Origin of the sequence: Sphingomonas sp. RIT328 (assembly GCF_000632225.1) — a bacterium.
In the GTDB taxonomy this organism is placed as follows: domain Bacteria; phylum Pseudomonadota; class Alphaproteobacteria; order Sphingomonadales; family Sphingomonadaceae; genus Sphingomonas; species Sphingomonas kyungheensis.
This window is the reverse complement of record NZ_JFYV01000055.1, coordinates 45607-63003: the sequence shown is the minus strand read 5'-3', so window position 1 is coordinate 63003 and position 17397 is coordinate 45607. Positions and strand designations below refer to the sequence as shown.

The 17397-nt window shown below is 68.0% G+C and carries 10 protein-coding genes; 8 read left to right on the top strand and 2 right to left on the bottom strand.

From position 1 onward, the window contains the following. Window positions 1-4: 4 nt before the first annotated feature. The 3 genes from BW41_RS18750 (at window position 5) to BW41_RS18740 (ending at window position 4447) form a co-directional block, all read left to right on the top strand. Complete coding sequence (locus tag BW41_RS18750; RefSeq protein WP_037536594.1) at window positions 5-643, top strand: HdaA/DnaA family protein; 639 nt, start codon at window positions 5-7, stop codon at window positions 641-643. Next, window positions 640-2805, top strand: a complete 2166-nt coding sequence (locus BW41_RS18745; protein WP_037536593.1) for an RNA degradosome polyphosphate kinase — start codon at window positions 640-642, stop codon at window positions 2803-2805. Before BW41_RS18750 ends, BW41_RS18745 begins: the two co-directional genes overlap by 4 nt. Window positions 2806-2953: 148 nt before the next feature. Next, on the top strand, window positions 2954-4447 hold the full coding sequence (locus BW41_RS18740; protein ID WP_037536748.1) for a Ppx/GppA phosphatase family protein: 1494 nt from the start codon (window positions 2954-2956) through the stop codon (window positions 4445-4447). A gap of 256 nt (window positions 4448-4703) precedes the next feature. On the opposite strand, the gene BW41_RS18735 is transcribed toward BW41_RS18740, so the two are convergent. Together BW41_RS18735 and rnd are read right to left on the bottom strand one after the other, a co-directional pair. Beyond that, complete coding sequence (locus BW41_RS18735) at window positions 4704-5000, bottom strand: I78 family peptidase inhibitor (protein ID WP_051583690.1); 297 nt, start codon at window positions 4998-5000, stop codon at window positions 4704-4706. Next, window positions 4997-6172 (bottom strand): ribonuclease D, encoded by a 1176-nt coding sequence (rnd, locus tag BW41_RS18730; RefSeq protein ID WP_037536590.1) that lies wholly within the window; start codon window positions 6170-6172, stop codon window positions 4997-4999. The genes BW41_RS18735 and rnd overlap by 4 nt, the downstream gene beginning before the upstream one ends. A 100-nt stretch (window positions 6173-6272) precedes the next feature. On the opposite strand from rnd, the gene aspS reads away from it, so the two are divergent. The 5 genes from aspS (at window position 6273) to BW41_RS18705 (ending at window position 17358) form a co-directional block, all read left to right on the top strand. Next, the gene (gene aspS, locus BW41_RS18725) at window positions 6273-8105 is read left to right on the top strand and encodes an aspartate--tRNA ligase (RefSeq protein ID WP_037536588.1); all 1833 of its coding nucleotides are present in this window, start codon (window positions 6273-6275) and stop codon (window positions 8103-8105) included. Between the two features lie 377 nt (window positions 8106-8482). Then, on the top strand, window positions 8483-11212 hold the full coding sequence (locus BW41_RS18720) for a TonB-dependent receptor (RefSeq protein ID WP_037536586.1): 2730 nt from the start codon (window positions 8483-8485) through the stop codon (window positions 11210-11212). Between the two features lie 206 nt (window positions 11213-11418). Beyond that, window positions 11419-14142 (top strand): TonB-dependent receptor, encoded by a 2724-nt coding sequence (locus tag BW41_RS18715; RefSeq protein ID WP_037536584.1) that lies wholly within the window; start codon window positions 11419-11421, stop codon window positions 14140-14142. A gap of 316 nt (window positions 14143-14458) precedes the next feature. Then, on the top strand, window positions 14459-16288 hold the full coding sequence (locus BW41_RS18710; RefSeq protein WP_037536582.1) for a methyl-accepting chemotaxis protein: 1830 nt from the start codon (window positions 14459-14461) through the stop codon (window positions 16286-16288). A gap of 38 nt (window positions 16289-16326) precedes the next feature. Next, entirely contained in the window at window positions 16327-17358 is a 1032-nt protein-coding gene (locus BW41_RS18705) for a DUF2332 domain-containing protein (protein WP_037536579.1), read from the top strand. Window positions 17359-17397 lie beyond the last annotated feature (39 nt).

Below are 17397 nucleotides of genomic sequence, written 5' to 3'. Positions count from 1 at the left end.
CCCGATGACGCAGCAACTGGCGTTGCCGCTGGGCTGGCCCGCGGATCCGAACGACGATGCCTTCCTCGTCACGCCGAGCAACGTGCGCGCGGCGCGGACGCTGGAGGATTGGGCGAGCTGGCCGGTCAGGGCGGCGGTGCTGACCGGCCCGCGCAAATCGGGGCGCAGCCTGCTCGCGCGCATCTTCGCCGCGAAGAGCCAGGGCCGGATCATCGACGATGCCGAGACGATGCCCGAGGCGCAGATCTTCCACGCCTGGAACCAGGCGCAGGCGGAGAACCGCCCGCTCGTCATCGTCGCCGACGCGCTGCCGCCGAGCTGGTCGGTGCGGCTGCCCGACCTGCGCTCGCGCCTCGCCGCCAGCCCGCATGCCGCGATCGGCGCGCCCGACGACGAGCTGATCGCGGTGCTGCTCGCCCATCTCTTCCACCGGCGCGGGCTCGATGCGCGCCCGGATCTGGTGCAATGGCTGAGCACGCGGATCGAGCGCAGCCATATCGTCGTCCAGCGCGTCGTCGATGCGCTCGATCAGGAGGTGCTCGGTAGCCACCGCCGCCTGTCGATCCCGCTGGCGCGCACCGTTCTCACCGCGGCAGGGATCGTCACGCAACCGCAACCGTTGCTGCCTATGACCGAACCATGACACGCCCGATCCACCTCTCGCATCTCGCCGCCCCCGACGACGATCCCTTCGTCCCGGAGGTCAACGACCGCTATTTCAACCGCGAGCTGTCGTGGCTGGCGTTCAACCGGCGCGTGCTGGAGGAGGCGTGCAATCCGGCGCATCCGCTGCTCGAACGGCTGCGCTTCCTGTCGATCTCGGGCAACAATCTCGACGAATTCTTCATGGTCCGCGTCGCCGGCCTCAAGGGGCAGCAGCTCAAGGATGTCGACCGCCGCTCGTCCGACGGCCTGACGCCGGGGCAGCAGCTCGCCGCGATCACGCGCGAGGCGGATGCGCTGATGGCGAGCCAGCAGGCGGTGTGGGGCGACCTGCGCACCCTGCTCGACGAGGCTGGGCTGCACGTGCTGCGCCGCGACGAGGTCGACGCCGAGGATGCCGAATGGCTCGAGGCGCATTTCCGCGAGCAGATCTTCCCGATCCTGACGCCGCAGGCGCTTGATCCCGCCCATCCCTTTCCCTTCATCCCCAACAAGGGGCTGTCGGTGATGTTCGACGTCGTCCGCGATTCGGACGGCGAGCCGGTGCGCGAACTGGTGATGATCCCGGCGAGCGCGCCGCGCTTCGTCCGCCTGCCGGGCGAGCCGGCGCGCTACGTCTCGATCGAGGCGTTGCTCAAGCGGTTCGCGCCGGTGATCTTCCCGGGCTATACGCTGGTCGGCGCCGCCGCCTTCCGCGTGCTGCGCGACAGCGATATCGAGATCGACGAGGAGGCGGAGGATCTCGTCCGCTATTTCGCCAATGCGATCAAGCGCCGCCGCCGCGGCCGCGTCATCCGGCTCGAGCTGGAGACGGGCATGCCCGACGCGCTCGCCAAGGTGCTGCGCCACGAACTGGGCGGCGCCGACGCGACGATCACCGAAAGCGGCAATCTGCTCAGCATCGGCGATCTCGACGCGGTGATCGACGAGGATCGGCCCGACCTCAAGTTCCTGCCCTTCGTGCCGCGCTTCCCCGAGCGGATCCGCGAATTCGGCGGCGACTGTTTCGCGGCGATCCGCGCCAAGGACATCATCGTCCATCATCCCTATGAGACGTTCGACGTCGTCCTCGCCTTCCTCAAACAGGCGGCGCAGGACCCGGACGTGATCGCGATCAAGCAGACGCTGTATCGCGCCGGCAAACAGCCCGCGGTGATCAATGCGCTGATCGCCGCCGCCGAATCGGGCAAGTCGGTGACCGCGGTGGTCGAGCTGCGCGCGCGCTTCGACGAGGAACAGAATATCCTCTGGGCAAGCGCGCTCGAACGCGCCGGCGTGCAGGTCGTCTACGGCTTCCTCGAATGGAAGACGCATGCCAAGGTCTCGATGGTGGTACGGCGCGAGAACGGCCAGTTCCGCACCTATTGCCACTTCGGCACCGGCAATTACCACCCGGTGACCGCGCGCATCTACACCGACCTCAGCTTCTTCACCGCCGACCCGCGGATGGGGCGCGATGCCGCGCAGATGTTCAATTACGTCACCGGCTATGTCGAGCCGACCGACATCGTCAAACTCAGCCTGTCGCCGCGCGACCTGCGCCAGAAGCTGCTGCAGCTGATCGACGTCGAGATCGCCAATGCGCGCGCCGGCAAGGTCGGCGCGGTCTGGGCGAAGATGAACAGCCTGGTCGATCCGGTGATCATCGACAAATTGTACGAGGCGAGCGGCGCCGGGGTCGAGATCGACCTCATCATCCGCGGCATCTGCTGCCTGCGCCCCGGCGTGCCGGGCATGTCAGAGCATATCCGCGTCAAGTCGATCATCGGCCGCTTCCTCGAACACAGCCGCATCTTCTGCTTCGGCAACGGCGCGGCACTGCCCAATGACGGTGCCAAGGTGTTCATCTCCTCGGCGGACTGGATGCCGCGCAACTTCGATCGCCGCGTCGAATATATGCTGCCGATCGAGAACCCGACGGTGCACGATCAGGTGCTCGACCAGGTGATGGTCGCCAATCTGATCGACACCGAGCAGAGCTGGGAGCTCGGCCCCGACGGTCGCTACGTGCGCGAGACGCCGGGCGAGAAGCCGTTCAACCTCCACCGCTATTTCATGACCAACCCGTCACTGTCGGGGCGCGGCGCGGCGCTCGCCGAAAGCAATGCGGTGCCGACGCTGGCGCTGCGGCGGCGGCGATGACGGTGGGCGGCGGCGTGGCCGGGGTGCGGAGCGGCGGTGAGCCGGGGCGGCGACGTCCCGCCGCCTGATGGCCCGCATCCCCTTCCTCACCACCCTGCGCGAGCGGGGCGTGTCTGAACAGCCGGCCGTGCCGCTCGTTGAGCCGGTCATGGCAGAGACGTTCCCCCGTACCGGCATCATCGACATCGGCTCCAATTCGGTGCGCCTCGTCGTCTACCAGGGTCATCCCCGCATCCCGGCGACGCTGTTCAACGAGAAGGTGATGGCCGGCCTCGGCCGCAGCCTCGCCGCGACCGGCACGATCGACGCCGACAGCATGGCGCTCGCGATGGGCGCGCTCGGCCGGTTCGCGATGGTCGCGCGCGAGATGGACGCGCCGCTGCGCACCGTCGCCACCGCCGCGGTGCGCGACGCGAGCAATGGCCCCGCCTTCATCGCCGCGGCCGGTGCGCTCGGCCTCACCGTCGACGTGCTGACGGGCGAACAAGAGGCGACCGCCGCGGGAATGGGCGTGCTGTCGGCGATTCCCGAGGCGGACGGCGTCGTCGGCGATCTTGGCGGCGGCAGCCTCGAACTCGTCCGCGTCGTCGCCGGCACGGTCACCGACCGCATCTCCTTCCCGCTCGGCGTGCTGCGCATCGCCGCGCTGCGCGAAGGGCGCGGCCCGGCGTTCGACCGCCACGTCACGAGGCTGATCCGCGAGGCCGGCTGGACCGGGCGGGGCAGGGGCCTGCCGCTCTATATGGTCGGCGGATCGTGGCGCGCGCTGGCGCGGCTCGACATGAGCCTGACGCATTATCCGCTGCCGATCATCCACGGCTATACGCTCGCGCCCGAGACGGTCGGCCGGCTCGGCCGCAGCATCGCGCATCTGTCGCGGACGCGGCTGCGCAGCGTGCCGGGCATGTCGGCGGTGCGGGCCGGCCAGCTCGGCGATGCGACCGCGCTGCTCGCGGTGGTGATGCGCGAACTCGGTTCGGCGAGCGCCGTCGCCTCGACCTTCGGGCTGCGCGAGGGGCTGCTCTATGCCGCGCTCGATCCGCAGACGCGCGCGCTCGATCCGCTGATCGTCGGCGCGCGCGAGGAAGGGCGGCTGCTCGGCCGCTTCGCCGAACATGGCGATCTGCTCGCCGGCTGGATCGCGCCGCTCTTTCCCGGCGAAGGGCCGGAGCTCGCCCGCATCCGCCACGCCGCCTGCCTGCTCGCCGACACCGGCTGGCGCGCCAATCCCGAATTCCGCGACGAACGCGGCTTCGAGGTCGCGCTGCACGGCAATTGGGTGGCGATCGACGCGCCCGAGCGCGCCATGCTCGCGCAGGCGCTGCACACCAGCCTTGGCGGCAGCACCACGCCGCATCCGCTGCTCGCCGGCCTCGCCAATGTCGGACAGATTGCGCTGGCGATCGACTGGGGGCTGGCGATCCGGCTCGGGCAGCGGTTCAGCGCCGGGCTCGCCGGCCCGCTGCAACGCGCGACTTTGGGGCTCGAACCGGGGCACGTGCTGCTGTCGCTCGGCGAGGCGGACCGACCCCTCTATTCGGAGACGGTCGAGCGCCGCCATGCCGCGCTGGCGACCGGACTCAAGCGCAAGCCGCGCGTGGTGTTCGGCCAAGCGCTGGTGGGGCCAACTCTGCGCACATGAGGGAAATGCCTGCGCGACCGCTGAGGTGCGTTTCGGCCACCCGTCACCGTTCGCGCTGAGCCTGTCGAAGCGCTGCCATCCCCCGAGCGGAGCGCTAGTCGGTCCGTCCCGCCCCGCGGCGACCGCACTGCGACACATCGATCGACCGCACTCTGGAAGCCCGCCCTTCGACAGGCTCAGGGCTAACGGATAACTCTATGCGGGATGAGCGAGACCTCGGCTCAGCGCCATCGCCGGCCAGCCCCGCCCCCGCGGATCACCCGCAGCGCAAGCCGCTGATCAGCCCGCCGTCGTCGAGCAGGATCGTCAGCCGGTCCGGCCGGAGATCCTGCGTCACCATGTCGCCCGGCCGGACGATCCGCGACACCGCCGAATGCGTCGCATGTTCGATCTCGCCGCGCATCCGCTCGCGGTATTTCACCGCGGCGAAGTGCATCTTCGCCGCCTCGTCGACCGCGCACGGCCCGCGCTCGGGCGGGGGCGGCGCCATCGTCGCGCAGGCCGCCGTCAGCATCGGCGCCAGCACCGGCGCCATCAGGATCATCCGCTTCATGCCGTCTCCTCCGTTCGCGTCATCTTGAGCTTGCCGCCGCGCACCGCGAAGCCGAGCCGCCCCTCGACCAGATCGAGCGCGTCGCGACCGAATTGATCGAAGCGCCAGCCCTCCAGCATCGGCAGGCCGGTGCGCACCCCCGCCGCCAAGGCCTCCAGCTCGTCCGACCGCGCCAGCAGCCGCGAGGCGACGTCGATGTCGCGCGAGCGGATCTTGAGCAGCAGCTTGAGCAGGTCGGCGACCAGCGCGCCCTCCTTGCCCAGCCCCGGCTTGCGGTCGTCGCGCGGCGGCAGCTCGTCGCCAGACAGCGGCTGCGCCGAATCGATCGCCGCCATCAGCCGGCCGCCGATGTCGTTCGACGCCCAGGTCGCCGACAGGCCGCGCACCTTGGCGAGATCGGCCTGTTTGCGCGGCGGATGGCCGGCGAGGTCGCCCAACGTCTCGTCCTTGACGATGCGTCCGCGCGGCAGGTCCTTCGACTGCGCCTCCAGCTCGCGCCAGCGCGCCAGCGCCTTGAGCCGCCCGAGCACGTCGGGCTTGCGGCCGGAGATGCGGACGCGCTTCCACGCCTGATCGGGGTCGTTGGCATAATTGGCGGGATCGGCGAGCCGCTCCATCTCCTGGTCGAGCCACACCCCGCGCCCGGTCTTGCGCAGCCGTTCGAGCATCCTGGGGAAGATATCGGCGAGGTGGGTCACGTCGCCGATCGCATATTCGATCTGCCGCGCGTCGAGCGGCCGCCGCGCCCAGTCGGTGAAGCGCGCGCCCTTGTCGACCTGGATGCCGAGCCAGCTGTCGACGAGGTTGGAATAGCCGATCTGCTCGCCTTGCCCCAGCGCCATCGCCGCGACCTGCGTGTCGAACAGCGGCTGCGGCGTCTTGCCGGTGAGATTGTAGATGATCTCGATATCCTGCCCGCCGGCGTGGACGACCTTGAGCACGTCCTGATTCTCGGTGAGCAGGTCGAGCAGCGGCGTCATGTCGAGCCCCGGCGCCATCGGATCGATCGCCGCCGCCTCGTTCACGTCAGCGATCTGGATCAGGCACAATTCAGGGTAATAGGTGCTCTCGCGCATAAATTCGGTGTCGACGGTGACGAAGTCGGCATTGGCGAGGCGGGCACACAGATTGGCGAGGGTCGCGCTGTCTGTAATCAACGGGTGGATATGCATGGCCTTGCCATAGCCACACGCGGCCGGGTTGACAAAGCCAAGTGAGACGGGGAAGCGCCACGCTTCACCCACATGCCCTTGCCGGCCGGAAGAAACGATCATGCACGCCTATCGCTCCCACACCTGCGCCGCGCTGTCCGCGAGCAACGTCGGCGAGACCGTCCGCCTGTCGGGCTGGGTCCATCGCAAGCGCGATCATGGCGGCGTGCTCTTCGTCGATCTGCGCGACCATTACGGCATCACCCAGATCGTCGCCGACAGCGATTCACCGGCGCTGCCGACGCTGGAATCGCTGCGCGTCGAATCGGTGGTGACGATCGACGGCCTGGTCAAGGCGCGGTCCGAGGCGACGCAGAACCCCAATCTCGCCACCGGCGCGATCGAGGTGTTCGCGCGCGCCGCGACGGTGCAGAGCCATGCGCAGGAGCTGCCGATGCCGGTCGCGGGCGATGCCGAATATCCCGAGGACATCCGCCTGCGCTATCGCTTCCTCGACCTGCGCCGGGAGCGGCTGCACCAGAATATCATGCTGCGCTCGAAGGTGATCTCCTCGATCCGCCAGCGGATGATCGGGCAGGGGTTCACCGAATTCCAGACGCCGATCCTCACGGCTTCGTCGCCGGAGGGGGCGCGTGACTATCTCGTCCCCAGCCGCGTCCATCCCGGCAAATTCTACGCGCTGCCGCAGGCGCCGCAGATGTTCAAGCAGCTGCTGATGGTCGCCGGCTTCGACCGCTATTTCCAGATCGCGCCCTGTTTCCGCGACGAGGATGCACGCGCCGATCGCAGCCCCGGCGAATTCTACCAGCTCGATTTCGAGATGAGCTACGTCACGCAGGAGGACGTGTTCGCCGCGATCGAGCCGGTGCTGCACGGCGTGTTCGAGGAATTCGCCGACTGGCAAGGCAAGGGGCGCAGCGTCTCGGCGCTGCCGTTCCGCCGCATCCCCTATCGCGAATCGATGCTGAGATACGGCAACGACAAGCCCGACCTGCGCAACCCGATCCTGATCAGCGACGTGTCCGATCAGTTCGTCGGCTCGGGCTTCGGCCGCTTCGCCTCGATCGTCGAGGGCGGCGACGTCGTCCGCGCCATCCCCGCGCCGGGCACCGCCGACAAGAGCCGCAAGTTCTTCGACGACATGAACGCCTGGGCGCAGTCCGAAGGCTTCGCCGGCCTCGGCTATGCGACGCGCAAGGGCGGCGAATGGGGCGGCCCGATCGCCAAGAACCACGGCGAGGGCAAGATGAGCGCGATGGCCGATGCGCTCGGCCTCGGCCCCGACGACGGCCTGTTCTTCGCCGCCGGCAAGGAGGCGCAGGCCGCCAAGCTCGCCGGCCTCGCGCGCACCCGCGTCGGCGAGAGCCTTGGCCTGATCGATCAGAACCGCTTCGAATTCTGCTGGATCGTCGATTTCCCGATGTTCGAATATGACGAGGACAACAAGAAGATCGACTTCAGCCACAATCCCTTCTCGATGCCGCAGGGCGAGATGGACGCGCTGGAAACCAAGGACCCGCTCGACATCCTCGCCTATCAATATGACATCGTCTGCAACGGCGTCGAACTGTCGAGCGGGGCGATCCGCAACCATCGTCCGGAGATCATGTACAAGGCGTTCGAGATCGCCGGCTATTCGCAGGCCGAGGTCGACACCAACTTCGCCGGCATGATCAACGCCTTCAAGTTCGGTGCGCCGCCGCACGGCGGCTCGGCGCCGGGTATCGACCGCATCGTCATGCTGCTCGCCGACGAACCCAATATCCGCGAGGTGATCGTCTTCCCGATGACGCAGAAGGCCGAGGACCTGATGATGGGCGCGCCCAATTTCGCGACGCCCAAGCAGCTCAAGGAACTCAACCTGCGCATCGCGCCGCAGGCGGGAGTCGCCGCGACCGACGTCGACAAGGCGGTCGCCCCGAAGGCGGGCTGATCCGCCGTCGCCGGGCCGTCGCGACGGCCCGGCGGCGTGACTGAACCTTTTCCGGATTTTCGGGATGTCGCCATCCCCCGATCCGATGGGCGCGCCGAGCGACGCCACCGCCGATGCGCTGAGCGTCGCTTTCCTCGGCGAAGCGCGCACCTACGGCGCCACGTTGCGCTCGCGCTTTTAAAGATGAGGGCGATACTGGCGCGGATCCGTCCTGCCCTGCCGGCGGATGATGCGTAATCTCAAATCGATAGACCAGGCTGATCGATGCTGGCGGACATTGCAGGCTCGTTTCTGCAGACCGATACTATAATTGGATTTACCATTTATTAATGTAATTCGCTTCTTCGGACCCCGAACATTGCTGAGGGGGACCAGAATTGCGCAAATTAGGATATCTGCTGGCGGCAGTCGGCTGCGTCGGAACGATCGGCCAGGCGCAGGCGCAGGGCCTGCGCGCGATCGCGCCGGCGACCAAGAACGACAAGGCCGCGACCGACACGCCGGTCGCGGAGAACACCACCGACCTGATCGTCACGGCGACGCGGCGATCGCAACGCCAGTCGACCGTGCCGATCGCGGTCAGCGCCTATGACACGGTGACGCTGAGCCGCACCGGCGCGACCGACATCCGTCAGGTCACGCAGCTCGCGCCGTCGCTGATCGTCTCGTCGACCGATTCCGAGGTAAGCGCCACTGCGCGGCTGCGCGGGATCGGCACCGTCGGTCAGAATGCCGGTATCGAAAGCTCGGTCGCGGTGTTCATCGACGGCGTCTACCGCAACCGCGCCGGCATCGGCCTCAACGACATCGGCGAAATCGACCGGATCGAGATCCTGCGCGGGCCGCAGGGCACCCTGTCGGGGCGCAATTCGTCGGCGGGCTCGATCAGCATCTACACCAAATATCCCGAATTCACCTTCGGCGGCTATGGCGAGGCGAGCTACGGCAATTACAATGCGCTGCGCCTCGCCGGCTCGGTCACCGGTCCGCTGATCAAGGACACGCTCGCCTTCCGCATCGACGGTGCGACCACCCGGCGCGACGGCTTCAACCATGACGTGGTCAACGATATCGACTTCAACAATCGCCGCCGCGCCTTCGTCCGCGGCCAGCTGTTCTACAAACCGCAGGACGATCTCTCGCTGCGCGTGATCGGCGACTATACGGTGCGCCGGGAGCGGTGCTGCAGCACCGTCTATCTCGATACGCGCGAGAAATACGACCCGACGCCGGGTCGGCCGGGTGACGTCGCCTTCGCTCCGGAGAACCGCATCGTCAAGCTGATGGGAGACATGGGCGCGGTGCTGCCGAGCAACGGCGATCCCTATAACCGCCTCTCCGCCATCTCGCGTGGTCAGGCCTATACCAACATCGTCAAGGATTACGGCGTCTCGTCGCGGATCGGCTGGACGATGGGGGCGGTGCAGCTCGTCTCGATCGACGCCTATCGCGAATATAAGGCCGGCACTGCCGGGGATTTCGACTTCGGCAGCCTCAATCTCGTCAATTACGACAAGGAGGCGACGCGTCAGTTCCACACCTTCTCGCACGAAACGCGGGTGAGCGGCGCGGCGTTGGGCAACCGGCTCGACTGGCTGCTTGGCGGCTATTACGCGCACGAGCGGCTGAACCTGTCCGACTCGCTGCGCTACGGGTCCGACTATGGTGCCTTCGCCGCGTGCAGCATGCTCGCCGCCTTCGATCCCAGCGGCGCGTTCCGCGATCCTGCCGCGCCCGCCTGCCTCAAGCCGATGGTCCACGACCTCGCCGTGGCGGCGGTCGGGCCGACGCTGATGGGCGGGCTCGACCGGCTGACGCTGCTGCACGATACGTCCAACGTCCATGACGTCTACCGGCAGACGAGCGACAATTTCGCCGTCTTCACGCACGATATCTATCGCCTCACCGATACGCTGAGCGTCACCGGCGGCCTGCGTTATACCAACGAACGCAAGACGATGCGCGCCGCCTTTGACAGCGGCAATACGATCTGCGGCGCGCAGCAGACCGCTCTGGCCGGCCTTTTGACCGACCCCAATCCGCAGATGCGTCAGGCGGCGATGATCATCATCCGGCAAAGCTGCCCGGGCAATTCGACCTCCGCCTACAATGGGACCCGGATCAGCGATTCGATGCGGGAGGGCCGGTTGAGCGGCACCGCGGTACTGTCCTGGCAGGCCCGGCCGAGCACGCTCTTCTATGCCTCCTACGCGCATGGCTATAAGGCGGGCGGATATAATCTGACCCGCGCCGGCTTCGCCGACAATGCGTTCGTCACGGCGCCGGCGGTGGCCAGCAGCCTGCGCTTCGATCCGGAGACGGTGCGGGCGATCGAGGTCGGCGCCAAGTACAATGCGCCGACCTTCAATGCGAGCATCGCGGCTTTCCGGTCGGATTTCAGCAGCTTCCAGCTCAACACCTTTAACGGGGCGGCGCTGGTCGTGCAGAATATCGGTGCCTGTCGCGATTCGCTGCACGGTGCCGACAGCGATCGGTCGCTGGGCAGCGGGCGGTGCACCGGGGACGTCGGCGCCGGCGTCGTGACCCGCGGGTTCGAGGTCGAGGCCGGTGTCTATCCCGTCAGGGATGTCACCTTCCGCGTCGGCTATACCTATGCGCGGGCGCGCTATGGCCACAATCTGGTCGGCAATGCGCAGGGCGCGCCGCTGAGCACCAGCCTGTTCCTGCTGCCGGGCAATCAGATGTCCAACGCGCCGACCCATGTCGTCACCGAGTCCCTGGCCTGGACGCCGGCCCTCGGCCGCAGCGGCCTGTCGGGGCTGTTCTACGTCGATAGCCGCCTGTCGAGCGACTATTCCACCGGCTCCGATCTGATGGCGGAGAAGCAGCAGCCGGCCTATGTCCTGGTCAATGCGCGCATCGGCCTGCGCGGCCGCGACGAGCGCTGGGCGGTCGAATTCTGGAGCCAGAACCTGCTCGACAGCCATTATGCGCAGATCGCGGTGGCCGCCTATCTGCAGGGGAATGGCAGCCTGTCGCAGGTCCAGCGGTTCGGATACCCACGCTACGCCGTCGGTAATGCGCTGACCGTCGGCGTGCCCGGCGAACCGCGCACCTATGGGCTGACCGTGCGTTCGCGGTTCTGACACCGGCGACGGGGTGGCGCCGGAGGCCCGGCGCCACCTCGTCGTCCCCGTTCGACGACCGCGGCATCACGCGGTCGAAGCCCCAAAACTTTAAACCGTCTTATTTCCGAGATATGGTATCATTCGGCCAATATCCTGTTCCGGGATTAACTTTTCATTAGCGATGTCGCGGCCAATCGCTCCCGGCAAACAGTCAGGGGGCGAATATGCGGACATTGGGATATCTATTGGCGGCGGTCGGCTGTGTCGGCGTGACCGCGCCGGTCGCGGCGCAGGGGCTGCGCGGGCTGCCGCCCACCGCCAGGAGCGATGCGGACAAGGCGCCCGTCGCCGAGAATACGTCGGACATCATCGTCACCGCGACCCGCCGGTCGCAGCGCCTGTCCGACGTGCCGATCGCGGTGAGCGCTTATGGCACCACCGCCCTGCAGAATTCCGGCGCGACCGATATCCGCCAGACCGCGCAGCTCGCACCGTCGCTGATGGTCGCGTCGTCGGGGTCGGAGGCGAATGCGACCGCCCGGCTGCGCGGCATCGGCACCGTCGGCGACAATCCCGGGCTGGAAAGCTCGGTCGCGATGTTCATCGACGGCGTCTATCGCAACCGCACCGGCAACGGCCTCAACGACATCGGCGAGATCGAGCGGATCGAGGTGCTGCGCGGCCCGCAGGGGACGCTGTCGGGACGCAATTCGTCGGCGGGCGCGATCAGCATCTACACCAAATATCCCGAATTCACCTACGGCGGCTATGGCGAGGCGAGCTACGGCAATTATCAGGCGATAAGGCTCGCCGGCGCGATCACCGGCCCGTTGGTCAAGGACGTGCTCGCCTTCCGCATCGACGGCGTCACCGCCAGGCGCGACGGCTTCTATCACGACGTCGTCAACGACACCGACTATAACGATCGCCGCCGCGCCTTCGTCCGCGGCCAGCTGTTCTTCAAGCCGCAGGACGGGCTGTCGCTGCGCCTGATCGGCGACTATACCTACCGCAACGAGAAATGCTGCGGCGCGGTCTATGTCGACACGCGCGAGAAATATGATCCCACTCCCGGTCGGCCGGGCGATGTCGCCTTCGCGCCCCGCAACCGGATCGTCACGCTGATGAAGGACATGGGCGGCGTGCTGCCGAGCGACGGCGATCCCTACAATCGCCAGATCGCGATCACCCCCGGCCGCGCCTATGGCAATATCGTCAAGGACTATGGCCTGTCGTCACGCATCGGCTGGACGTCGGGCGACGTCCAGCTCATCTCGATCAGCGCCTATCGCGAATATAAGGCGGGGACGGCGGGAGACTTCGACGGCACCAATCTCGACATCGCCTATCGCGGCAAGGATGCGTACCGGCAATTCCACACCTTCACGCAGGAAACGCGGCTGAGCGGCACGGCCTTCGGCAATCGCCTCGACTGGCTGGTCGGCGGCTATTTCGCGCATGAGACGCTGCGTTCGGTCGAATCGCTGCACTTCGGATCGCACTATGGCGTCTTCGCCGCGTGCAGCATGCTCGCCGCCTTCGATCCGGCCGGGGCGGTGCGCGATGTCCGCGCGCCCGGCTGCATCAAGCCGGCGATCCGCTCCACCGCGATCGCCAATATCGGCAGGCCGCTGATCGCCGGGATCGATCGGCTGACCGCGTTGCACGACGTCACCAACGCGCACGATATCTTCCAGCAGACGAGCGACAATTTCGCTGTCTTCACCCATAATATCTATCGCATCACCGATAGGCTGAGCGTGACGGGCGGAATGCGCTATACCCATGAGCGCAAGACGCTGCATGCGGCGCTCAATAGCGACAACGTCACCTGCGGGGTCCAGCAGTCCAGCCTCGCCGGCCTGTTCTCGAACCGCGATCCACGCGTCCGGCGAGCGGCGGCGGCGATCATCCGGCAGAGCTGCGCGGGCAATTCGACCACGGCGTTCAACGACACGCCGATCGCCGATGCGAAGCGCGAGGGGCAGGTGACCGGCACGGCGGTCCTGTCCTGGCAGGCGCGGCCGCACACACTGTTCTACGCATCCTATGCGCATGGCTATAAGGCAGGCGGCTACAATCTTGCCCGCGCAGGGCTGGCCGACGACGCCTATACGACGCCGGCGGCGGCGGGCAGCAGCCTGCGCTTCGATCCCGAGACGGTGCGCGCGGTGGAGGTCGGCGCCAAGTACAGCGGCGCCGCCTTCAGCGCGAACATCGCCGCCTTCCGGTCGGATTTCAGCAACTTCCAGCTTAACACCTTCAATGGCGCGGCATTCGTCGTGCAGAATATCGGCGCGTGCAGCGAATCGCTTCACGGTACCGACATCGATCGGCTCAGGGGTTCGGGGCGCTGCACCGGCACCGTCGGCGCCGGCGTGGTGACGCGGGGTATCGAGATCGAGGCCGGGCTCTATCCCCGCCGCGATGTGACGGTCACCGCCGGCTACACCTATGCCTATACGCAATACCGGCATAATCTGGTCGGCAGCGCCGAGGGCGCCCCGCTTAGCACCAGCCTGTTCCTGCTGCCGGGCAATCAGCTCTCCAATGCGCCGCGTCACGTCGTCACCGAATCGGCGAGCTGGACACCGGCGTTGGGCGACACGGGCCTGTCGGCGCTCTTCTACGTCGATAGCCGGCTGAGCAGCGACTATAGCGCCGGCTCCGACCTGTTCGTCGAGAAGCGGCAGCCGGCCTATCTGCTGGTCAATGCCCGGATCGGCGTGCGGGGACGCGACCAGCGCTGGTCGGTCGAGCTGTGGGGACAGAATGTCCTCAACGCGCGCTACGAACAGGTCGCCTCCTCCGCCTATCTGCAAGGCAACGGCAGCCTCTCGCAGGTCGAGCGGTTCGGTTACCCGCGCTACGCGGTCGGCAATGCGCTGACCATCGCCATGCTGGCCGAACCCCGCACCTACGGCCTGACGCTCCGCTCGCGCTTCTAGCGCGCGTCCGCGGCGGCGCCGGATCGGCCAGGCGCCGCCGCTCCGTCGAAAGAATGGGGTTGTGAGACGCATGAGCGTCGGATCGGACCTATAATGCGAACACCGACCTTCGCGGGGGCGGCCGGCGCCCCGACGAGTGGGGCGACGCCGTCACTGCAGCGTATGCCGGGGGTAAGATGAACGCATTACTGGCCGATCCGACCGAGCGGTCGGCGATCCACCCGGCATATCGGTACGCCGAGCCGTGCATGGAGCGTTCCAGCACCGCCCGGTCGCGACGCCACCCCTGTTTACCGCTTCTGGAGGTCCGACGACCATGAAGATCCCGCGCAAGCTCGGCTTGTCGTTCCTCGCCATCAACGCCACCGCGGCGATCGTCATGCTGGTGTTCTTCCTGAACATCCAGTCGATCGAGCGGTCCACCGCGCGCAACAACATCAGCCAGACGATCTATGCCAAGGCGCTGACGCTCGAAACCTCGATGCTGCGGCAGAACAGCCAGTTCCGCGGCTTTCTCGTCACCGGCGACCCGTCCTACCTCAAATCCTACAACGAGGGCGCCAAGGCCTATGACGATACCGCGGCCGAGCTCGAGGACCTGCTGCGCGGTGACGCCGATAAGCTGGACCGGCTGCATATCGCCAATCGCGAGGCGCTGGCGTGGCGCCGCGACTGGGGCGACCGGCTGATCCAATGGGTCAGGGACGGCCGGCGCGAGGCTGCCGAGGCGGCGGTGCGCGCCGCGGGCGAGAAGGTGCTGGTCAGCAAGGTCGCGCTGCCGCTGCGCGACCTGCGCAACGTCGAGACCAAGGAGATGGAGGCCAATGCCGCGCAGCAGGACCGCGCGATCCATCATGCCGTGGTGGTGCTCATCATCGGTTCGATCGCACTGATGGGACTGGCGTTCACCCTCGCCAACGTGCTCGGCCGCCAGATCGCCCGGCCGATCACCGCGCTGACCGGCGTGATGACCGACCTCGTCGCCGGCCGCAACGATGTCGATGTACCCGCGACCGATCGCGACGACGAGCTCGGCGCCATGGCGCAGGCGGTCACCGTGTTCCGCGATACCGCCAAGGCCAAGGTCGCGGCGACGATCGAGCGCGACGCGGCGGCGGCGAAGATCGGTGACGGTCTACGGCGGCTCGCCGCGGCGGATCTCACCGTCCGCATCGAGGGCATGCCCGACAGCTATCTGAGCTTCGCGGACGATCTCAACCACGCCGCCGAAAGCCTGTCGCGCACCGTCGCCGAGGTGCGCGCCGGCGCCACGGCGATCCTGCACAATACGGACGAGATCAGCCGCGCCACCCAGCATCTCTCGCAACGCACCGAGCAGCAGGCGGCGGCGATCGAGCAATCCGCCGCGGCGCTCGACGAGGTCACCCGCTCGATCCATGACGGTGCCGGCGCCGCGATCGGCGCGAGCCGCTCGATGAGCGAGGCGAAGGGCGAGGCGGAGCAGGGCGGTACGGTGGTGCGCGAGGCGATCGCCGCGATGCAGGGGATCGACAAGGCGAGCAAGGAGATCGCCGATATCATCGCGCTGATCGACGGCATCGCCTTCCAGACCAACCTGCTCGCGCTCAACGCCGGTGTCGAGGCGGCGCGGGCGGGGGAGGCCGGGCGCGGCTTCGCGGTCGTGGCGCAGGAGGTGCGCGCGCTCGCGCAACGCTCCGCCAATGCCGCCACCGAGGTCAAGCAGATGGTCAATTCCGCCGCGGCGCATATCCGCACCGGGGTCACCCGCGTCGACGAGACGGGGCAGGCGCTCGCACGGATCATCGATCGCGTCGCCGCGGTCAGCGTCGCGATCGAGGCGATCGCTCAATCCTCCGACCAGCAGGCGCGCAGCCTCGCGCAGGTCAACACCGCGATCGGCGAAATGGATACGATGACGCAGGAAAATGCCGCGATGGTCGAACAGACCTCGGCGGCGGCGCGTCAGCTCGCGGACAAGGCGGAGGCGCTCGATCGATCCGTCGATTCGTTCAGGATCGATGCCGCGGCCGCGGTACCGCCACCGCCGCCGGCACCGCCGTCGCGCCCGGTGCGCGTGCTCACCCCGACCAAGACGGAGGCGGACATGCCGAAGGAGCCGGGACGGCCGCGGCTCGTCGCCAATGGGGATTGGGATACGTTTTGACCCTGTCAGCGTCGGCGCGGATCACGGCTGATCGATCGTTGCCCCAGCCGGGTCCGCTCGCCTCCCATGCCGAGGTCGTGCGCGCCCTCGGCTCGACCTTCGTCCCGGCGGTGCTCGAGGCCACGGAGCGGCAATTGCACCATGCGCCGCGCACCGCCGCGCTGATCGCGGCATGGCCGCGCGATGTCGCCGCCGATGCGCTGGCGATGCGCGTCAATGCGGCGCTGCACGCGCTCGCCCGCAGCGAGGCGATCCCGGCGCTCACCGCGCTCTACCGGACGCAGCGCGGCGATTTCGACGCGGCGATCGGCGAGGCGCTGGCGCAGGGCGATGCGATGATCGTCGACTGGCTGCGCGATCCGCCGCAGACCAACGAAGTCGGCCGCACCGCCTCGATCGTCGCGGCGCTGATGGTCGCCCGCCGGCGCTTCGACATGCCGTGCGAGCTGCTCGAACTCGGCGCGAGCGCCGGGCTCGCGCTCAACCTCGATCGGTATGCCTATACGCTCGGCGGGCGCGAAATCGGCTGTCCGGGATCGCCGGTGCGGGTGGCGCCGGACTGGCATGGCCCGCCGCCGCCGGTGCGGCCGATCGCGATCCGGTCGGCGCGGGGCGTCGATCTGCGGCCGGTCGACATCGCCGATCCGGCGGCGCGGGCGCGGCTGATGGCGTTCATCTGGGCGGACCAGCAGGAGCGGCTGCAACGCCTCTCCGCCGCGATCGCCATCGCGCTGGCGCGACCGCCGCAGGTCGACCAGGGCGACATCACGACCTGGCTGCCCGCGCGCCTCGCCCTGCCGCAGGCGGAGCGATGCTGCCGCGTCGTCGTCCATTCGATGGCGCTGCAATATCTCGATCCGGCGGGTCGGCGTGCCGTCGAGGCGGCGTTCCGCGACGCGGGCGTCCGCGCCGATGCGCACCGGCCGCTGGCGCGGATCGCCTTCGAATGGACCGCGGCGCGCGACGCGGTGCACCTCAGCCTGACGCTCTGGCCCGACGGCAGCACGCAGCATCTCGCCACCTGCCACGCTTATGGCGCCTGGGTCGAATGGCACGGACCGAGCGACTGATGCGACGCGGACGCGGCTGATGCGTTCTCGCCTCCCCAG